General features: G+C 46.2%; 15 protein-coding genes and 1 pseudogene. 4 read left to right on the top strand and 12 right to left on the bottom strand.

The features are described from left to right. Positions 1-96 precede the first annotated feature (96 nt). The 4 genes from LJN55_RS20165 to yjjJ form a co-directional block, all read right to left on the bottom strand. Positions 97-1,887: a response regulator receiver domain gene (locus LJN55_RS20165; protein ID WP_227535138.1), complete on the bottom strand. Its 1,791-nt coding sequence runs from the start codon at positions 1,885-1,887 to the stop codon at positions 97-99. After that, on the bottom strand, positions 1,880-4,849 hold the full coding sequence (locus tag LJN55_RS20160; RefSeq protein ID WP_227535137.1) for an ATP-binding protein: 2,970 nt from the start codon (positions 4,847-4,849) through the stop codon (positions 1,880-1,882). Before LJN55_RS20160 ends, LJN55_RS20165 begins: the two co-directional genes overlap by 8 nt. Next, positions 4,779-6,062: a DNA cytosine methyltransferase gene (locus LJN55_RS20155; protein ID WP_227535136.1), complete on the bottom strand. Its 1,284-nt coding sequence runs from the start codon at positions 6,060-6,062 to the stop codon at positions 4,779-4,781. Before LJN55_RS20155 ends, LJN55_RS20160 begins: the two co-directional genes overlap by 71 nt. A gap of 378 nt (positions 6,063-6,440) precedes the next feature. Further along, positions 6,441-7,745: a type II toxin-antitoxin system HipA family toxin YjjJ gene (yjjJ, locus tag LJN55_RS20150; protein ID WP_227535135.1), complete on the bottom strand. Its 1,305-nt coding sequence runs from the start codon at positions 7,743-7,745 to the stop codon at positions 6,441-6,443. 276 nt (positions 7,746-8,021) lie between these two features. Here yjjJ and LJN55_RS20145 point away from each other — a divergent pair, with 276 nt between their 5' ends. The 3 genes and pseudogenes from LJN55_RS20145 to LJN55_RS24080 all read left to right on the top strand — a co-directional run. After that, complete coding sequence (locus LJN55_RS20145; RefSeq protein ID WP_133842440.1) at positions 8,022-9,020, top strand: aldo/keto reductase; 999 nt, start codon at positions 8,022-8,024, stop codon at positions 9,018-9,020. A 116-nt stretch (positions 9,021-9,136) separates the two neighbouring features. Beyond that, entirely contained in the window at positions 9,137-9,328 is a 192-nt protein-coding gene (locus LJN55_RS24085; RefSeq protein ID WP_167863376.1) for a transposase domain-containing protein, read from the top strand. A 29-nt stretch (positions 9,329-9,357) separates the two neighbouring features. Continuing rightward, positions 9,358-9,507, top strand: a pseudogene (locus tag LJN55_RS24080) (transposase); the annotation flags it as partial. A gap of 188 nt (positions 9,508-9,695) precedes the next feature. On the opposite strand, the gene LJN55_RS20135 reads toward LJN55_RS24080, so the two are convergent. From LJN55_RS20135 to LJN55_RS20100, 8 genes are read right to left on the bottom strand one after another with little or no spacing between them, the layout of a single operon-like run. Then, positions 9,696-10,880, bottom strand: coding sequence for an acetyl-CoA C-acetyltransferase (locus LJN55_RS20135; protein ID WP_159336844.1), 1,185 nt, complete (start codon positions 10,878-10,880; stop codon positions 9,696-9,698). Further along, entirely contained in the window at positions 10,877-11,290 is a 414-nt protein-coding gene (locus LJN55_RS20130) for a carboxymuconolactone decarboxylase family protein (RefSeq protein ID WP_133842438.1), read from the bottom strand. Before LJN55_RS20130 ends, LJN55_RS20135 begins: the two co-directional genes overlap by 4 nt. After that, positions 11,283-12,497: an MFS transporter gene (locus LJN55_RS20125; protein WP_133842437.1), complete on the bottom strand. Its 1,215-nt coding sequence runs from the start codon at positions 12,495-12,497 to the stop codon at positions 11,283-11,285. Before LJN55_RS20125 ends, LJN55_RS20130 begins: the two co-directional genes overlap by 8 nt. Before the next feature lie 22 nt (positions 12,498-12,519). Then, on the bottom strand, positions 12,520-13,170 hold the full coding sequence (locus LJN55_RS20120; protein ID WP_227535134.1) for an HAD family hydrolase: 651 nt from the start codon (positions 13,168-13,170) through the stop codon (positions 12,520-12,522). Between the two features lie 3 nt (positions 13,171-13,173). Further along, positions 13,174-13,398 (bottom strand): tautomerase family protein, encoded by a 225-nt coding sequence (locus LJN55_RS20115; RefSeq protein ID WP_133842435.1) that lies wholly within the window; start codon positions 13,396-13,398, stop codon positions 13,174-13,176. A gap of 7 nt (positions 13,399-13,405) precedes the next feature. Then, on the bottom strand, positions 13,406-14,239 hold the full coding sequence (locus LJN55_RS20110; RefSeq protein WP_227535133.1) for a hypothetical protein: 834 nt from the start codon (positions 14,237-14,239) through the stop codon (positions 13,406-13,408). Next, on the bottom strand, positions 14,232-15,008 hold the full coding sequence (locus LJN55_RS20105) for an AfsA-related hotdog domain-containing protein (protein ID WP_133842433.1): 777 nt from the start codon (positions 15,006-15,008) through the stop codon (positions 14,232-14,234). Before LJN55_RS20105 ends, LJN55_RS20110 begins: the two co-directional genes overlap by 8 nt. A 10-nt stretch (positions 15,009-15,018) precedes the next feature. Further along, positions 15,019-15,630, bottom strand: a complete 612-nt coding sequence (locus tag LJN55_RS20100; protein WP_227535132.1) for a hypothetical protein — start codon at positions 15,628-15,630, stop codon at positions 15,019-15,021. Between the two features lie 191 nt (positions 15,631-15,821). Between LJN55_RS20100 and LJN55_RS20095 the strand changes: the two genes are divergently transcribed. Beyond that, positions 15,822-16,748, top strand: a complete 927-nt coding sequence (locus LJN55_RS20095) for a LysR family transcriptional regulator (protein ID WP_133842431.1) — start codon at positions 15,822-15,824, stop codon at positions 16,746-16,748. The last annotated feature ends 78 nt before the right edge of the window (positions 16,749-16,826 follow it).

Below are 16,826 nucleotides of genomic sequence, written 5' to 3'. Positions count from 1 at the left end.
GTTAGTCGTGAGGGGGGATTATACTCTTTATATTATTCATCAGAAATGAAGCTGCTTAATATTTTTTGATTAAGCAGCTATTTATAATGTTATAAACTACCACATGCTTTCTTTATTTTGAAAGTCTAGCCCAACTCTTGTTTGTGAAGAGCCGAATTTGTGTAATAGATTTAAGGCATATTCATAGCGTAACTCAGCAATTACATTAACTTGCAACTCCTTCATCTCAAGAGGAAATTTGGCGTCAGGGTTGTTGTTTTCCCTTACAGAGAGAATGCATAGTTGCGAACTATTAACATAACGACCTTGGTTAACAGCATAGAATGTGTCCCAGCATGGATTCTCTCCACCAAGACAGTAAGCTTCAGGCTTATCATCTACGTTAAGGTAAATATAGTCATTAAAGTTCGCTTTTTTATTTGCGGTGTTAAGATTTGCCTTTTCAAACCTTACGGCTTTAAAAACCAAATAAGACTCACCAATGCGAGATTCCCATTGTGTTTTTTTCTGGCCGGGGACTAAATCACATGCAGGAGTTATACAAACCCATTTCTCACCCTCAATATCAAGTACAGTTCCTGTCATCAAGTGGCTATTACATACTGGCATTGAGCATGAAAATGCATTCAGATGGCCTAAGGTAATATCTTGCTCGGTCATGCATTCATTAAAGAAATGTTTAACAAATTTTTTCTCATCAGAGGGGAAAGTTTCTCTGGCAATATTCATTATTTTCTTAGAGAAATCTCTTAATTCTAAACGTGATGCAGTTGCAAGCTGTTCCCAATGAAGATTTATTGCTTTGTCATGAGCTGAATCGTCATTGGAATTTTTGAGAAGATTATAGAGCCATCCAGCTTGGGCATATCGATTGCTAATTATTTTAGATGCTTGTTCAATTCCTTTTTCATCAAGTTCAAAACGAATTTTTGCCATTAGCAGTTGCATTGGAGATGCATTATGTTTTGTCAGTGCTCTGCTCAGCGAACCAATCAGTTCTTCTTCAAGGTCTTCTGTATTTTCTTTTCTGATTACAGAAATAAATATTTTACCAGTGCTGATGAAATTTGTTTCCTCACTCCAATCAAACTGTAGATCCATACGTGTATCCTGACCAAAAACAATTTCATTTTTGGTCAGGATATCTGTGAAGAGCCATTGCATCAACTCAACGTCTGATAATCCCGCTTGTTTTGCTACGTGGTTTATTTCCGATGAAAATGCATGTAGCGGGTGAGATTTTACTCGTGGGTTAATACAGCGCAAAGACTCAGGTGATAAAAATATCTTAAGAACTTTTACTAAGTTTATGCTTTCAGTGATCCACTGATATTTAATGCCATCTTCATTTTCATCAAGCCAGTTGTTGATTTTTTCAATGGTAGCTTCAGATGGAATTGTTTGGTTGTCATTGCTAATGCAAATGAAATCTTTAAGGATTTCAGTGAAAACTATTTTTATGTCATCGTCTTGACCTTTTGTATGTACCAAAGTGAGGTTGTAGTGGTTACTTTGGTCCAATTGCTGAATGATTCTGCGGGCGCGTTTACCACCATCGACGGAACCATCACCATCAAGATGATAATCAAGTATGACTAAGTCGCTGTGACGGATGTGAGAAGGAACAGGAACTTTTCCACCAACATTAGGAGTGCTCCCGTCTAAAACATCAATACTCCAATGGCGTTTATAATGACACATGGCGATGATTTTTTTTAAGCGATCAGTATTTGAGGAGGCTGATTTTACATCCAAAGATACTTGCTTTTGTGAATCTAGTAAGGATAAAAAAGTAGGATATTCGTCATCAATGACTGTGACCGTTCGGATCGGTGTTATAAAAGCTTCTTTTATCAGATTTGAATATGCCTGTGTCATTTCAGTCATGAGTTAATCCTTTAAATTTAATAGCGAAATTTGCACCATTAAGTGCTTTAAAATCATCTCTTACTTCGTAACGGATACTATGTCCGCTTGCCATGAGGTTTTGTTTGCAGAGATACAGGCCTACACCTCTTCCACCCTTCTGCTTTCGTGTGAAAAATAAAGTAAATAAGCTATCAAGATCGTCTTTGTCAACACCAGGCCCATCATCGCTAATAAGGACTTCATTGTTAACGAAGGATAGTAATATCTCCTTTTTATTGTCATCTCTACGTTGAACCCAGTACATTGCATTATTTATTGTATTTATAAATACTGGTAGTATTCTTGATGGGAGATCAATGATGCTTATTTTTCTGAACTCAGGTGTAAATGATAGTTTTATATCTGCATTATCTAACTGTTTTGAGAAATATGTAGAGGTATATTTCTCAATTTCATGCCCAGTTATTTTCCTTATCTCTTTCTTACCCGATAATTTTAGAGGTGATAGGAATTTTAATTTTTCCATTAATGAATTGTGACATGTTATCGCAGTGTCAATGTTTCTTTGTTGGGATTGAGAAAGTTGCCCGTTATTAATAGATTTCAAAGAATGAGTCAGTTCTTGATCTAACCCTTCAAGCTCATGGCCTATAATTTCAACTGTTATTCCAAGCTGAGCCAGTGAGTGGAGACGTGCAAGTTCCTCACGGTGCCTTGTTGTCTCATTCATACTATGTATGGCCAAACTTTCCAGATCGATTTGTTCGTTAATACGTTCAAGTGCAGTGATATAAGGTGAAAGCTTCTGAGCATTCTCAATTTCTATGCGTTGCTGTTCCGAATCTAGTTTGTCAAGAACCTGAGGTAATGCGGCCCGAGAAAGTTTGAGATCCTCAAGGCTATCTTCCATCACCAATTTATATTGCTCTCGACAATACTTGATAAGTTCCTCTAACTCTACCTGCTGTTTAAGGAGCATCTCTTTACCACGTCCAGCATAGCGAGTAATTGCATTGTTTATCGTTGAAAGTTTACTACGGTACACTTCATAAGCTTTTTCATAATCACTTTTCTGTGTAGAGTCAGTAATCGCTTTATTGATTACAAAAGTTAGTGATTTTATTACTTCTCTACAATAAAGTTCTTCTTTCCTATAAGCACGGTAATCGTCTTCAAGGCGTCCTAAGCTTGTTGGTATAGGACTGAGGGAGTATTCCTGAATTGTCTCGGAGTATTTATCAATTGTGTTTTTTAATGAGTGCAGTTCATCAATTGAATTTAAATTTATCCTTCCCTGCAAGTTATCGCGAAATTCTGAAATGATAGATACTAGTGATGTAAGAGAGCTTGAATTACGTTTTATTGAAGTGCGGATACGGTTTCTTTCTTTAGTGAGTAATTTACTTCTATCTTCCTCTGCTTTTAATAAGGCTTTGCTTTCTTTTAAGTCTTCAATTGTTGTTTTTCTGTCTTTAGCTTTTCGACCAAAGTGCTTTTCGGCAGAGTCGATAAGTATTTTTTCAACTATTTCACGAAATAATTTTGATGCTCGGTTCTCTATGAATCCTTCGCGGCCCGCTTTATCTTTCAGATTTGGATTGTGCTCTCGACTAATAGCAATACGTCCGAACATTCGGCGGCCGGACCAGAAGAATTGACCGGCGTTTTTTGAGCGGCGTTCTTCAATAGAAAAATAATCACTATCTGCTCGCCCATAAGGCATCACACGCAACCCATCTCGATAAATTCTTAATCCACCATATTTTTCGGTTTGTTCTTTAAAACTGGCATGTTGTCCTTCATTTAATGATGAACTGTTGAAATTATGTTCGAATGATCCAATGCGCAGATGAAAAATACCAAAGGCACTATCCTTACGGGTCTTGTAAATTTGTTTAGGCTTGATTACATAGTCTTCAATCCAATCCCCAAAAACTCGAATTCTACCCCTAAAATATCCATTGCCGTCAACTGTCCCCTCAATAATATGTTCAAGGTTTTCAAGATTACGAATGTCAAATTCTCTATCTTGTCCAATAATTGTACGCGGAACATTGCTTATCCATCCGAACACATTGTAGTTAAAATCGTTAATTAATGGTTCGTTGTCACGTGAAAATGGATCGGTGAAGTTAGATAATGTCTGAAAAAATCGTTCCCGAGTACTTTTTTCAGTATCCTCTGCTTGCTCAAGGGGAGTGTTTGATAGCTGTACATATAAATCATACTGTACATCAGCCATAAACATAGCTGTGCCATGCGAAGACTCACCTGACCATACTGGCCACTTGTTAAAGTGTTTATCTAGGAAGATTTCTTCAATTAGAGTTTTTTCAATTTTTTCTTGTGTGGTGTTTTCCTGTCCATCTTCTTTTTCTTGCTGACTAAAAGCATGCCATGCATCAGCTATACGAATAGTACGTGCTGGATCATCAGATTCTCCCCAGATATTTCCCATCATCTGGTCAAATAACTGTGGCAACACCTCAGATAGATCGTTTTTTTTGCTAAATTCCCTGACGGGTATCCGGATATCATTGAGATAAAGAAAAGGGTTTTCAAATAACCGCCAGTCAATTAATGCTGCAACAAAATCACTATTCCTACGTTTAGAAATCAATAACAATAGGGGGCCAAGTGCCGCAGAGGATAAACGACCAATACCTTTCTGGCCTTGCTTGGGGCGTTTAGGTAAACCGTCGCGGTCATCCTCAGGGATGTCAAAACCATTGGTTTTAGACTCAGTGCCTACGATTAGCCACTTAGACTCAAACTCAGTCCGGTTCATACCATGACCATCATCCACAATAGCGGCGATTTTCAGCTCGTCGTCAAAAATGTGAAGTCCTACTTGCCGAGCATAAGCATCATAAGCATTCTTCCATAGTTCGGAGATTGCCGTCGGACAGTCAGCTATTTGTTCCCGCCCAAGATGATCGATTGTCCTTGCCCGAGTCTGAAACGTGACGTGCCTCGTCATATGTATAATCCTTATTACAATTGACCTCCCTGGCATCTTTGCTGCTTAGGGAGGGCTGTTTTGATAACAGCTTTATTATCGCACCGAGTAATGCTTCACCAAGCTTTACCGGAACCGCATTACCAATTTGTTTTGCTATCGCCATCGTTCCGCCCACAAAAGTATAATCATCAGGAAATGTTTGTAAGCGGGCAGCATGACGCAATGAAATACCGTGTGGTAGCCAGGGATGAACGAAACGCCCCTTAGATGGATTGTTACATCCTGTTGTTATAGTATTTGATGGAAAGTGAGGATAAATCCTGCCATATACATCCAAATGACCACCATAATTTTTATGGCAATTTAGTTGCCTACCGGACTCGATTCTATCTCCCATTAGTGGGGTGTTTTCGAAAAGAGTAGTCATTTCTTTTGAATGTATCATGTGAATAGCACAAGAATCATCTTGTGCTATCGGTGACCCCCATTGCAGTTGATCTATACAACTTTCTGCCATTTCAGCCGTGAAATTAAATTTTTCAACTAACCGTTCTTTAAATTCAATCAATATTGACTGAGCAGGGCGTTCAAAAACAGAGGACGCCGTGGGCCAAATTTGCTGGCCAGTCTTGGTGTACGTTGCTTCTGGTGGCCATAATAAGTCATTAGTCTGAATATCGTCTCTGACTGCCAGAATAAATGCTCGTTTGCGGTTCTGTGGTACACCATAGTCTCTGGCATTTAAGACGTAAGGTTTATCACCAATGACTTGGTAGCCGTGCTCTCTTGTCAGGCTGATAAAATTGTCAAGATATTCAGCATGGCGAGGCCAAAGTAGCCCTGGTACATTTTCAACCAAAAAAACTTTGGGCCTTAGCTTCCTGACGAAATCAAAGTAGCGGAGTAATAAGGAATTTCTTGGATCGTTTATGCCTGCATCATTGATTCTGTGTGAGGAAAATCCCTGGCATGGCGGGCCACCGAGCAAAAGATCGAGTTCATCTTGTTTTAAACCTTGAAAACGCATCAACGAATCAATATCCACATCATTGATATCTTGAGAAAATACCTGAGTTTGTGCACCAAATTTGATGACAAGGTTTTTGTAGTACGTTTCAGATGCCAGTTTATCAAGTTCGATGGCCGCCTGAACATCAACGCCTGCCTTAAAAGCTGCAAGCGAAAAACCGCCAGCACCTGCAAACAAATCAATTGCTTTCAATTTTTGCATACTCAGAATTTCTTAAAGTTTTAATCCGGCTATTATACGCAAGATTGATTTTATGTCTCACCCTAAGCCCCATTCATCCTACACCTGAATAGGATGAACGGGGCTTAGACTTGTTTGTATTACAATATGGGTATAAAAACAAAAAAGCCACTCATTTCAAATTTGTTTAATATACTGATTTAAAAGATAAAATCTCATTGAAATGGCCGGATTTGAACTCGCGACCAAGCGATATCGGAGTTATAATGTTGGTTTGTTCTTGATGGTTCGCCATTGTATCTATTTTTATTTTTAATTGTTTTTAATCAAGTGGTTATGAATTTATCTGGGAAAGTATTGACCTGGAAATTTACCGCCCAATAACGTTGAACCCGCTTCTTATCCCAGGCGGGCGATACGCGATCTGGCCTCGTCAAGGTGGCGGCGTAAGGCCTCAAGGCACGGGGTGAAACTGGCAGAAAAGCGATCGCAGTTGCTGGCTATAGCAAAAAAGTTCTCCGCCAGATCCAGTGCTTCCCGCCAGATCTCTCCGCTAATCACTTCCGATAGTGACGCGGGTCGGAGCTCGTTCACGATTGCGCCACTCGCTTTGGGTGCGAACCCCATAGGCAGAACGTCATAGGCCGGTGCGAGGTGATATGGGCGACCGTGGTGACTGATGAACGACAGATTTCCGTGGTGCATATCGGTATTGCCAATCAGGACCCCGAATGCCCAAAGCCGTGCGGTGTCGACGGCGGCATCAGGATGGACATGCCCCTCCGTAATCAGGCTATTGACCAGCGCTGGCCATGAAGCCCTGGCATTACCGACAAACTCTGCATCCAGTGCCCGCAGCGAGAAGACGCCGACACGGCCCATTTGGCCAATGCGATCGAATCGGGGGATCTCGAGGAAACGCTGTCCAGCAAAATCAAATACCTCTGTTTTAACACCCAGCACCTTTAGCGCCAGGTGTTCGGCCAGCAGGAGGTCGCGCCAGCGTTCGCTAACCGGGTTGTCATCCGGGGCCGAGAATTTCACTAACACATGGCCACGTTCTGTATAGGTACAGAATTTCGGCTGTTCACCACCCGCAGATGATCCTGGCGCCTCACCCGCACCCGCCGCCACGGCCAGCGCGGGGTAGGTTGTGTCGCGATCAACGGGGTGGGGTTCTGGCATCTCCAGGAAACGCTCCCGTGCCTGCTCCCCTATCAGCAGGTTGCCGATCGCATCATGACCCTGTGCGAGCAACGCCCTGACCACATCCGCGTCTGACCATTGCTCTGGGTTCGCCGCCAGGCCCAGCCCGACCGCGTGCGTCGATGCCCAGGCTCGCCCGAGATATCCTTGCGGTCGCATGTCAAACAGCCACCACGGCAGCCCGTCGCTATGGAGGCTCACATTGTCGGTTTGCACCATGACAAACCCGTCAGGGCGAACCGGAATCAGCTCGCCAAGAGGCTGAACGCGCCCTTCATCGGTGATGCGGTGAACAGGTGCAGACCTGAATCTGCGCCAGGTATCGCGCAGGGCATATTGAATAGAGGGACCCGCCCCGAATCGAACAAGATCGTCACCAAGCTGCCTCAATGCGCGGGACAGTGTTGGCTGGCTAATTTCCATTTTTTCAATCAGTTGCCGTGCTTGCATTGGCCCCTGACTGAGCAACTGGCGTATTGTGTCGAAGCGATCAGGCATAATGTTGAATCACTGAGTGAATAGATAAGTGAATAGATAAATGAATAGGTATCCTATCAATTAATATGTCACTCGTCACCTCCCCGTAGGGGGAGTGGGCTGAGTACGTAAACGCCCCACGTATCGTTCTCGGACAGCGTCATACCGGTAATATATATATTGAAGCCATACCAACTATCTAAACACGCAGTCCGATACTTTTTTTGCATAACGAAAATGACAATTCATCAATTGGAATAGAGATGAAACAATCAGATAGCTTAAAAAGGAGAACTTATGCATACCCGAAATCTATCTCAAAACCTCTCTGTCAGTTCTGTTGGCTATGGTGCCATGGGGCTGAGCGAATTTTATGGTCAGACTGACGATCAGGCCTCCCTGAAGCTCTTACATAAACTCGTTGACCTCGATATCACCTTTATTGACACCGCAAACCTGTATGGCCGTGGCCACAATGAACGTCTGATCGGCCATTTTCTTGCCGGTCTGGACAAGACGACTCGTGAGCAGTTCAAAATCGCCACCAAGTGTGGCATCGATCGCTCGCCTGATGAATCCTACGCCCGCACCATCAACAACCAGCCTGACTACATCACCCGCTGCTGTAATGAATCTCTCAAAAGACTGGGCGTTGAACGTATTGATCTTTTTTATCTGCACCGGGTCAGTCAGGCGACGCCCATCGAAGAGAGCATGGAATGCCTGAGCCGCCTTGTTAAAGAAGGCAAGATTAACCACATCGGTCTTTGTGAAGTCTCTGCGGCTACCCTGCACCGGGCACATGCCGTACACCCGCTGGCAGCCCTGCAGACCGAATATTCACTCTGGACGCGCGATATTGAACAGGAAATTCTGCCGGCTGTGAAAGCGTTGGGCATTGGTCTGGTTCCCTACTCTCCTCTGGGCAGAGGTTTCCTGACCGGTAAGTATCGTAATAATAGTGATTTTGCAGAAGGTGACTTCCGCAAAAACAATGAGCGGTTCATCCAGTCGAGTCTTGATCACAATGCTCAGCTGCTTGACGTTATGGGCCCGCTCGCGAAAAAATATGGCTGCACTACGGGTCAGATTGCGCTGGCCTGGTTGCTTGCACAGTATGACAAGCTGGTGCCTATCCCAGGAACCAAGCACATCAGTTACCTGACCGAGAATGCGCAGGCGGCCAATATTGTTCTGGAAGCAACCGATATCACCCTGCTGAACAACATTCATCAGCGCGTTGAGATCAAAGGCGGCCGCTACTCTGAGGAGGGCATGAAAGGCGTTAACGCCTGAGTACTGAGCTCATAAAAAAACCGGGCAATGCCCTAATGCCGATCCGGTGGCTGGTATAAAAAGGGTTCATGTTCATCATGGACCCTTTTTAAATGGAACTTTCATAAGCCCTCGGCATGATCAATGCCACCTTCCCAGAGTACGCCCGTAGCCTCTCAGACCTCATTCCTGCTGAATTCATTCAGAAAGCGTTAACGTTGACTGACACTGTCACGCTCCGCAAACACAAACTTCCTCTTGAATCCATGGATGGTGTTGTCTGGCGCACGGCAGACACGCCGGAAAACAGCGCTGCCTTCAGCCGCTGAAAACACACACACAATATCAAGTCGTACGTACAGACCAGAATCGCTATCCGGGCAATAATATCAGTGACTTATATCGACACAGATGGAAAATCGAACGGGGTTATCGGGAAGTGAAACAGGGAATGTTGGACAGTCGCTGGACGTTACGCAGCAAGTTGCCAGAACTGGTGCGGCAGGAGTGGCGAGCTAACAACGTTGTATGAGAAAGAAAATGGCGGGTATTACCGGGGGAGAAGAGAGCGAAGTTACCCTCGGAAACGAAGAGTAAATGCACAGAAATATTCGGCGAGAAAAACGGCTGATCACCTTAAGTGACCAGCATTAGGGCATTGCCCGGTTTTTAATTTCTGGATACGACGGCTGACTGTTAGCTTTTCTGCCGGTAAACGCTCAGCGCGACACCTTCGCCACCGCCAACACACAGTGCAGCCATACCGCGTTGGCTGTTGGTTCGTATCAGGCCGTGTACAAGCGTGACCAGTATACGGCACCCCGACGATCCAATAGCATGACCAAGCGCGATAGCACCACCGTAAGGGTTGATGCGCTCTTGTGAAATGCCTGTCTGAGCGATAACTGCGAGAGCCTGCGCCGCAAACGCCTCATTTGATTCGAGATGTTCAATGTCTTCTGGCTTCCAGCCTGAACGGGTAAGGCAGTCTGTGATTGCCTGTATCGGAGCGGCACCCATTAGTGCCGGCTTGATACCTGAGTTGGTGAACTCTCCCAGAGAAGCCAGCACCGGCAATCCCTGTGCCTCAGCCGTACGCCGGGTGCACAGAAGAACAGCGGCGGCACCGTCGTTAAGTGAGGAGGCATTACCAGCAGTTACTGTGCCCCCCTTTCTGAATACAGGTTTGAGCTTATCGAGCTTTTCAATGCTGGTCTGACGCGGACCTTCATCAGTATCAACCCTCTGCGTTTCACCCTTTCTGTTCTGCCACTCTACAGGAACAATTTCGCGTTCAAAGAGGTGCTGCTCCTGCGCCCTGATTGCCTTCATGTGAGATAAAAGCGCGAATTCGTCCTGCATTTCACGAGTGATACCAAACTCATCCGCCACGTTTTCAGCAGTAACGCCCATGTGGGTATCATCAAAAGCATCCCACAGCCCATCAGATACCAGACTGTCTTTCATCTCGCTGTTTCCGAGACGTGTCCCGGTACGCGACGATGTCAGGATATGCGGTGCACTGGACATGCTTTCCTGACCACCAGCAATCACAAACGTTGCCTCTCCGGTGAGCAGTGCCTGCATACCCAGATGAACCGATTTCAGGCCCGAACCGCAGACTTTGTTGATGGTCATACACTGTGTTTCGACAGGCAGTCCGGCTTTCAGTGCGGACTGGCGTGCGGGGTTCTGACCGCAGCCAGCGGTCAGAACCTGTCCCATAATGACCTGTGAAATCTCACTGGCTTTGACGCCGGACTCTTCAAGAAGCGCGCGTATAACATGACTTCCCAGCGCGACGGCGGAGTGCCCGGACAGTACACCCATAAATGCACCGGTTGCCGTGCGTCTTGCAGAAACAATCACTACTTCATTCATGCACTTTTTCCTTTCAGACCGGGTAATGTATGCCCGGTTGCCGCCATTGCGGCACGATAGGCAGTCAGGCCATTCATACAAGCCGGGACGCCTGCATAAACCGCCATCTGAATTACGATTTCAAGCAACTCCTCGGGCGTGACGCCGGTATTGAGAGCCGCTCTCATATGCAGCTCCAGCTGCGGCATCGCATTACCCAGCGTGACAAGTGATGCCACTGTCAGCATTTCACGGGTCTTGAGGTCCAGTCCGGGGCGCCCCACCACAGCACCAAATGCGTAGTCGGTGATCAGGGCCGGTAATGAAGGATCAAGTTCAGCCAGTCGTCCGGTGACTTTATCGGCAAGACCGGGTTCAAGGCGGTCCATGATGTCTTTGCCATAACGGGTCAGATCGCTAGCTTCACTCATAAGATTTCTCCAGAACGTTTTGTGCAGACGCCACGCGCGTCGGGATAGCCGCCACCAGCAGTACAGAGAGCCCGATGGCCACGCCAGCTACGACGTAGAGCATCGGAACTGAAAATGCGGATACCATCCACGCACCGGCAGAGGCACCGATACCGATAGCAGTGTTGAAAAATGAAACGTAAACCGCAGAGGCAGGAAAGGTTTTATCTTCAGCCAGGCGCAGGACCCACGTCTGGAAGCCCACAAAGATTCCGGATACTGCCACGCCCCAGATAACCATAGCGGTGAAGACAGCAGTGCCTGAAAGCGCTGAACCGGATGTTCCCAGGAATACCAGTACCGCACAAATGAGCAGTACTGAAATGGATACTGTCGCCTTGAGATATTTATCAATCATCATGCCGGTCAGGAAATTGCCGGCAAGTCCCGCAATACCGTATACAAACAGCACAGCCGGAATAACCGATGTGGCCAGTGAATGCTGCGTGTGCAGCCAGGGTTCAATGTACGTAAAGGCAGCAAAGTGCGCGGTGACAGCGAGCAGCGTAGCAGAATAGATTTTCCACAGTGCAGATGATTTCAGTACGCTTTTGAGCGCCTCAAAGCCAATTGCGCTTTTGCTGGTGATCTGTGGGATCAGCACGCTGATACCGGCAAATGCCACCACGCTGAGTATCGCCATCAGCCAGAACGCCTGCCGCCAGCCGAAGTGAATGCCGATATAGTTTGAAACCGGCACGCCAAACACACTGGCTGCAGATACGCCACCAAATACGATTGAGGTAGCGGCGCCAATATATCTTGTCGGCACAATGGAAACGGCCGTTGCCCCAATCATTGCCCAGAATGCACCGTGTGCCAGCGCTCCCAGCACACGTGCAGCCAGTAGTACCGTGTAAGTGCTCACCGTCGCGGCAAGTACGTTAGACAGGAAAAGGATCACGGTGAGCGTAAGCAGCAGCCGCTTCTTGGCCACATTGCCCAGAAACACTGATGCAAAAAGTGCGCTCAGTGCACCTACCCATGCATACAGTGAGACCGTCATACCCACGGCTGATTCAGACGCATGCAGGCCGTTTGCGATTGGCGTCAGCAGGCCAACAGGTGCCAGCTCTGTGGTGACGATCGTAAACGTTGAGAGAGCCAGAATAAAAAGAGCAAGCCACGACCTTAAGGTCATATCCTGCGGAGTGCTTTCTACGTTCATAATTTTTTACCTCTGGAATGATTTAAATAACGGGCCAGTGTTGGTGAATCGCATGACTGGCAAGCGATGACTTCTTTCCTACGCAAATCGGATGGCCGACGGATTCAAGCATGGGAATATCGGAGAGATCGTCTCCATAGGCATAGCAATCCGCAGGACTGATTTCTTTTCCGCGACAGAACGCAATAAGTGCCTCCCGTTTGCCACTGCCAATGGTCTGCGGCGTGCCTATTTCACCTGTCAGTGTTCCTGCCTCAGTGAGTTCCAGTGGGGCACAGAGAATCTCCGTGACACCCAGATATCGGGCAACCGGTGCAAGTACAGGACGCATCGATCCTGAAACAAAGATAGTCAGTCTGTTTTCTGCCTGATGCTGCTTAAGGGCTGCGACGGCACTGTTAATAAAGAGAGTTTTGACACACTGTGATCGGAACCATTTTTCACCCACCTCTTCCAGTTTTTTATAACTGACCCCAGAGAACTGTCGGTAATACTCTCTGTTCAGATACTCGCGACTCGTTCCTTTTTGAACGTTTTCCTTAAACTGCGTCATATAGCATTCAAGCGTGTTCATTTCATTATTTTCACGACACCAGAATGCGTAAAAATCAAACATGCTTTTAATTGTTATAAGGGTCTCGTCGACATCAAAAAATGCGGCTGATTTCTGCAAAGCTTATTCCTCGTAACTCTTTCTTCGGCTTTTTACCGGGAAATCTTTATGATCCCCGGGAATACCTGCATCAGACCAGCGTGAGGGCTGTATTTCAGAAATCACTACAGAGATTTTATCCAGCGGTGCTCCGGTGTTTTTATGCACGGCATAGGTAATGTCTTCATGCAGCCTGAGCATGTCGCCTTCGTCTTTAGCAGGCCAGGTCGTGATATGTACAAATGGCATTGTTAACTCACTTTACGGTAATTAATTCATCGAATGAGCGGCTTTTCAGTTTCAGATGTGCATGGATATCACCACCCAGCCCATACAGCCCAATTGCGCCCCCGTAGCTCTGGCGGGAACTCATATAAAGGACAACCACGTTAATTACCCGATTATCATTGCGTTCATGTGCCGGGAACGGATCGGGTAACTCCGCCCAGTAATCCGCATTGCCATCGTGGTCGGTAATAAATACGTTAGGGATACCTAGCGGTCCTGGCCGGCTTGGATTTTCAGTTGCCAGATCCTGCTCACGCAGGCTCATTACGGTATAAACACTGTCGGGAACCAGGCTGCGAAATGAGAACCTGAACAGCGCGCGCCGGCTGTCTCCTGACAGAAACACCTCAAGACTGCCTTCAGCGCGTAACCAGTCTGCCAGCGTGACAGGCGGGATCTGACGTTTACCGTCACTGCTGCGGTAATCTGCGATGTAGCCTTCATGCAAAGGCAGGCTAGGCCGGCTTTCGGTATTAGCCTGTGGCCGCTGCTCTGGCGCGAACAGCATCCCGTAATTATTCAGCGGTACCGGCAGCGGAAGGGTATGCAGGATCACGTCCTTCAGTTCTGCCTGTGACATGTCATCGATATCACGCAATATTTTGTAGGGTGCCGTTTCTCCAAAGCCCGGAAGCGGGCTGTCTGCCGCCACAATCATGCTGCGCCATGCCAGGCCGTTGTCTCCTGGCACCATACCGACCACGACAAAGTTACCATCCTGATCCATTACCTCCGCAGGGGGATAAAGCGGCCCCTGCGTGGTAGCAGTCAGACGGTATTTCTGACTGCTTATTTCAGGCATGCGCTACCTCAAAGGTCGCACCCTGATGTTCTACTATCGCTGCCTGCATAGCCGCCTCAGCCAGGGATTTCTCTTTCTCAGAAATCAGCCCTGAAGGGTATACGGTGAATGAGACGTCCATGCTGGCGCAAAGCATCTGATGCTGCGTTACGCGCACCTGGGCTTTGAAACGGCCACGGCGGTCATTAACGTCCTTCTCAAGGTACTCAAAATGAACCAGCGCAGGTAAAGGAAACAGAAAACTCGAAAAGTTTATCGCCATGCTGTTAATGACGTAGTAACGCCCCGTTTCCTGCTTGTAGATAAATTCTTCAGTAATGGCGATAAACGCCTGACGGCTTGCCTCTACCAGGAGCATTCCCTGAATATGCTGACCGGTCTGATGATCGGCCATCAGCTCACAGCGCTCATCGATCAACAGCGGCATAGCAAAAAGATTACTGTTGTGCTCAGTCTGTTCTGCAGGACCTATCAGGACATTCTGCTCCAGCCGTTTATGGCAGTGTTCATTCTTTTTATCGTTAACAAGTTTTTCAAGAGAACACATTTTTAGTTTATTGCCGTGAATGGTATTTCTCGCCTGATTTGAAAGCACTTTCCCGGCAAAATCCTTACGTACACCCTGCCCGATAATAATTTCATGTTCTTTATCGATGATATTTGCAGGGATTTGCGTTAACAGCTCCAGCTGAGAAATAGTCAGGACATCTTTTCCATTTGCGAATTCATTGAATTTATCGCCGACAACAACCAGTTTCTTACAATTCATGAATCATTCCTCAGCAACAACAAGCGCGATAGATACGGGTATAGAGACCTTCATTTCCTCCGGTAATATAGTTATCACCTGCCTGCTGAATGATTTCCTGGTAGCGTGCATTGGTAAAGGCTTCTTTATACGTTTCTTTATCGCCATTGAACGCAGAAATGAACATCACACCTGGCACGCCACTGATGAGCGAGTGAAAAGCTTCAAAGCTTTCGATCTTGTCTTTATTATCTCTTACAACGTTGAAGATCGTTTCGTCGCGCCACTGGCGATACTGCTGATAATTGTGTGCAGGAACTTCAACATGGCGCAGCTGAATATATTTTGTCTCAGGGAGATCTCTCTTGCTGTCGATAGGTGACTCGACAAACTTCAGAAGTTCTCTGCGAATATCCGCGGAAAGAACGTCAGCAAACTGATGGAACATAGATTCCATCTCTTCTTCCACCCATGATACTTCTTTAATGTCGTTAAACGAACGAAGTTCCAGTAATTCATTTACACCCTGTTCTTCACAAAAATAATAGCGCGTGCTCTCAGTGTTTTTTAATGACGAGAAAGTATCAGCAGAAACAGTATTTTTTAATGGGAATCGAGACACCAGCACATAGTTAGATGACATTATTATCTCCGAAAGGATATGGGATTAGATTTCGAGTGTAATTTATCAATCTGTGACGCAGGTGGAATTGTTAAATGTGTAATATAAATTTTGTATTACTGTAAAAGAGCCTTTTTCTGAAATGAAATTCCGTGTTATATCTTTACGTATAAATAAGATAGAATAATTTTTCTATTTGAAGGATGGAATCTATGGCAATTGCAGAACATTTAATCAGTAGCAACCTCCCCAGCGTTAAGCAGCTTCAGTGCTTTCTCGCTGTCGCACATGAGCTGAACTTCCGCAGAGCCGCAGAACGTCTCAGGATGACCCAACCTCCTCTGACCCGTCAGATAAAGTGCCTGGAAGCTGTGCTGGAGATACAGCTGTTCAGCCGCAGCACGCACGAGGTCAGTCTGACAGAGGCTGGTCGCGAACTGGTTATCAGGGCAGAGAAGCTCCTTCAGCAGCTCAGCGAAATGAAAACGGCTTCACCTTCCTCAAAGAAGAATCTGCGTATCGGTCTCACCCGTACGCTGAATTTTGAGCTGATAGAGCCTATCAACAAACAGCTCAATAAACTGGATGCCGGCGATGATGTTGAAACTCCCAATCTGACATCGGCGCAGCTGCTTCAATGTCTGTCAAAAAACACGCTTGATCTTGTGCTCACCGGCGAGAAAGGCACTGGTCATGAAGACATCGTCCAGTACCGTTGGGTCTACCGCGAGCCGCTGTTAATGGCAATGCCGGCTATGCATCCTGCAAGCCTGAAAGAAAAAGTCTCGCTGGAAGACATCTGTGATTTACCGCTCTTCTGGTTTGCAAGAAGCGCCAATCCCACCTTCTACGATAAGTGTGAAAGCTACTTCGATCGGCTCAGGTTTCCGCTTAAGCGGATCAAAGAGCCAGATGACTCACTGGTTATGCTCACCCACATCGCCCGGGGCAAGGGGTTTGCCTTGATGCCGCAGTCAAAGTGCACGTTCAATCAGGAGGGGCTATGCTACCGGGAGCTGTCCGATCACGAATCGTCAAAGCTGAATATCGATGTCTACGCGGCTACCCGACTCAATGAAAAGCGAGAAGACATCCTGAATGCGCAGGACGTGTTATGTTGTAACAATCTGTCAGAGTAGATTGGGGTATATAGTCAAAACTTTCTTCACGCCAGGCTTCGCCCCACTAATGATGAAAATCAGGGCACACAACAGCGA

The sequence above is a fragment of the Erwinia rhapontici genome (assembly GCF_020683125.1).
In the GTDB taxonomy this organism is placed as follows: Bacteria; Pseudomonadota; Gammaproteobacteria; order Enterobacterales; family Enterobacteriaceae; genus Erwinia; species Erwinia rhapontici.
Note: the sequence above shows the minus strand (reverse complement) of the source record. Positions and strands in the feature narration are given on the sequence as shown.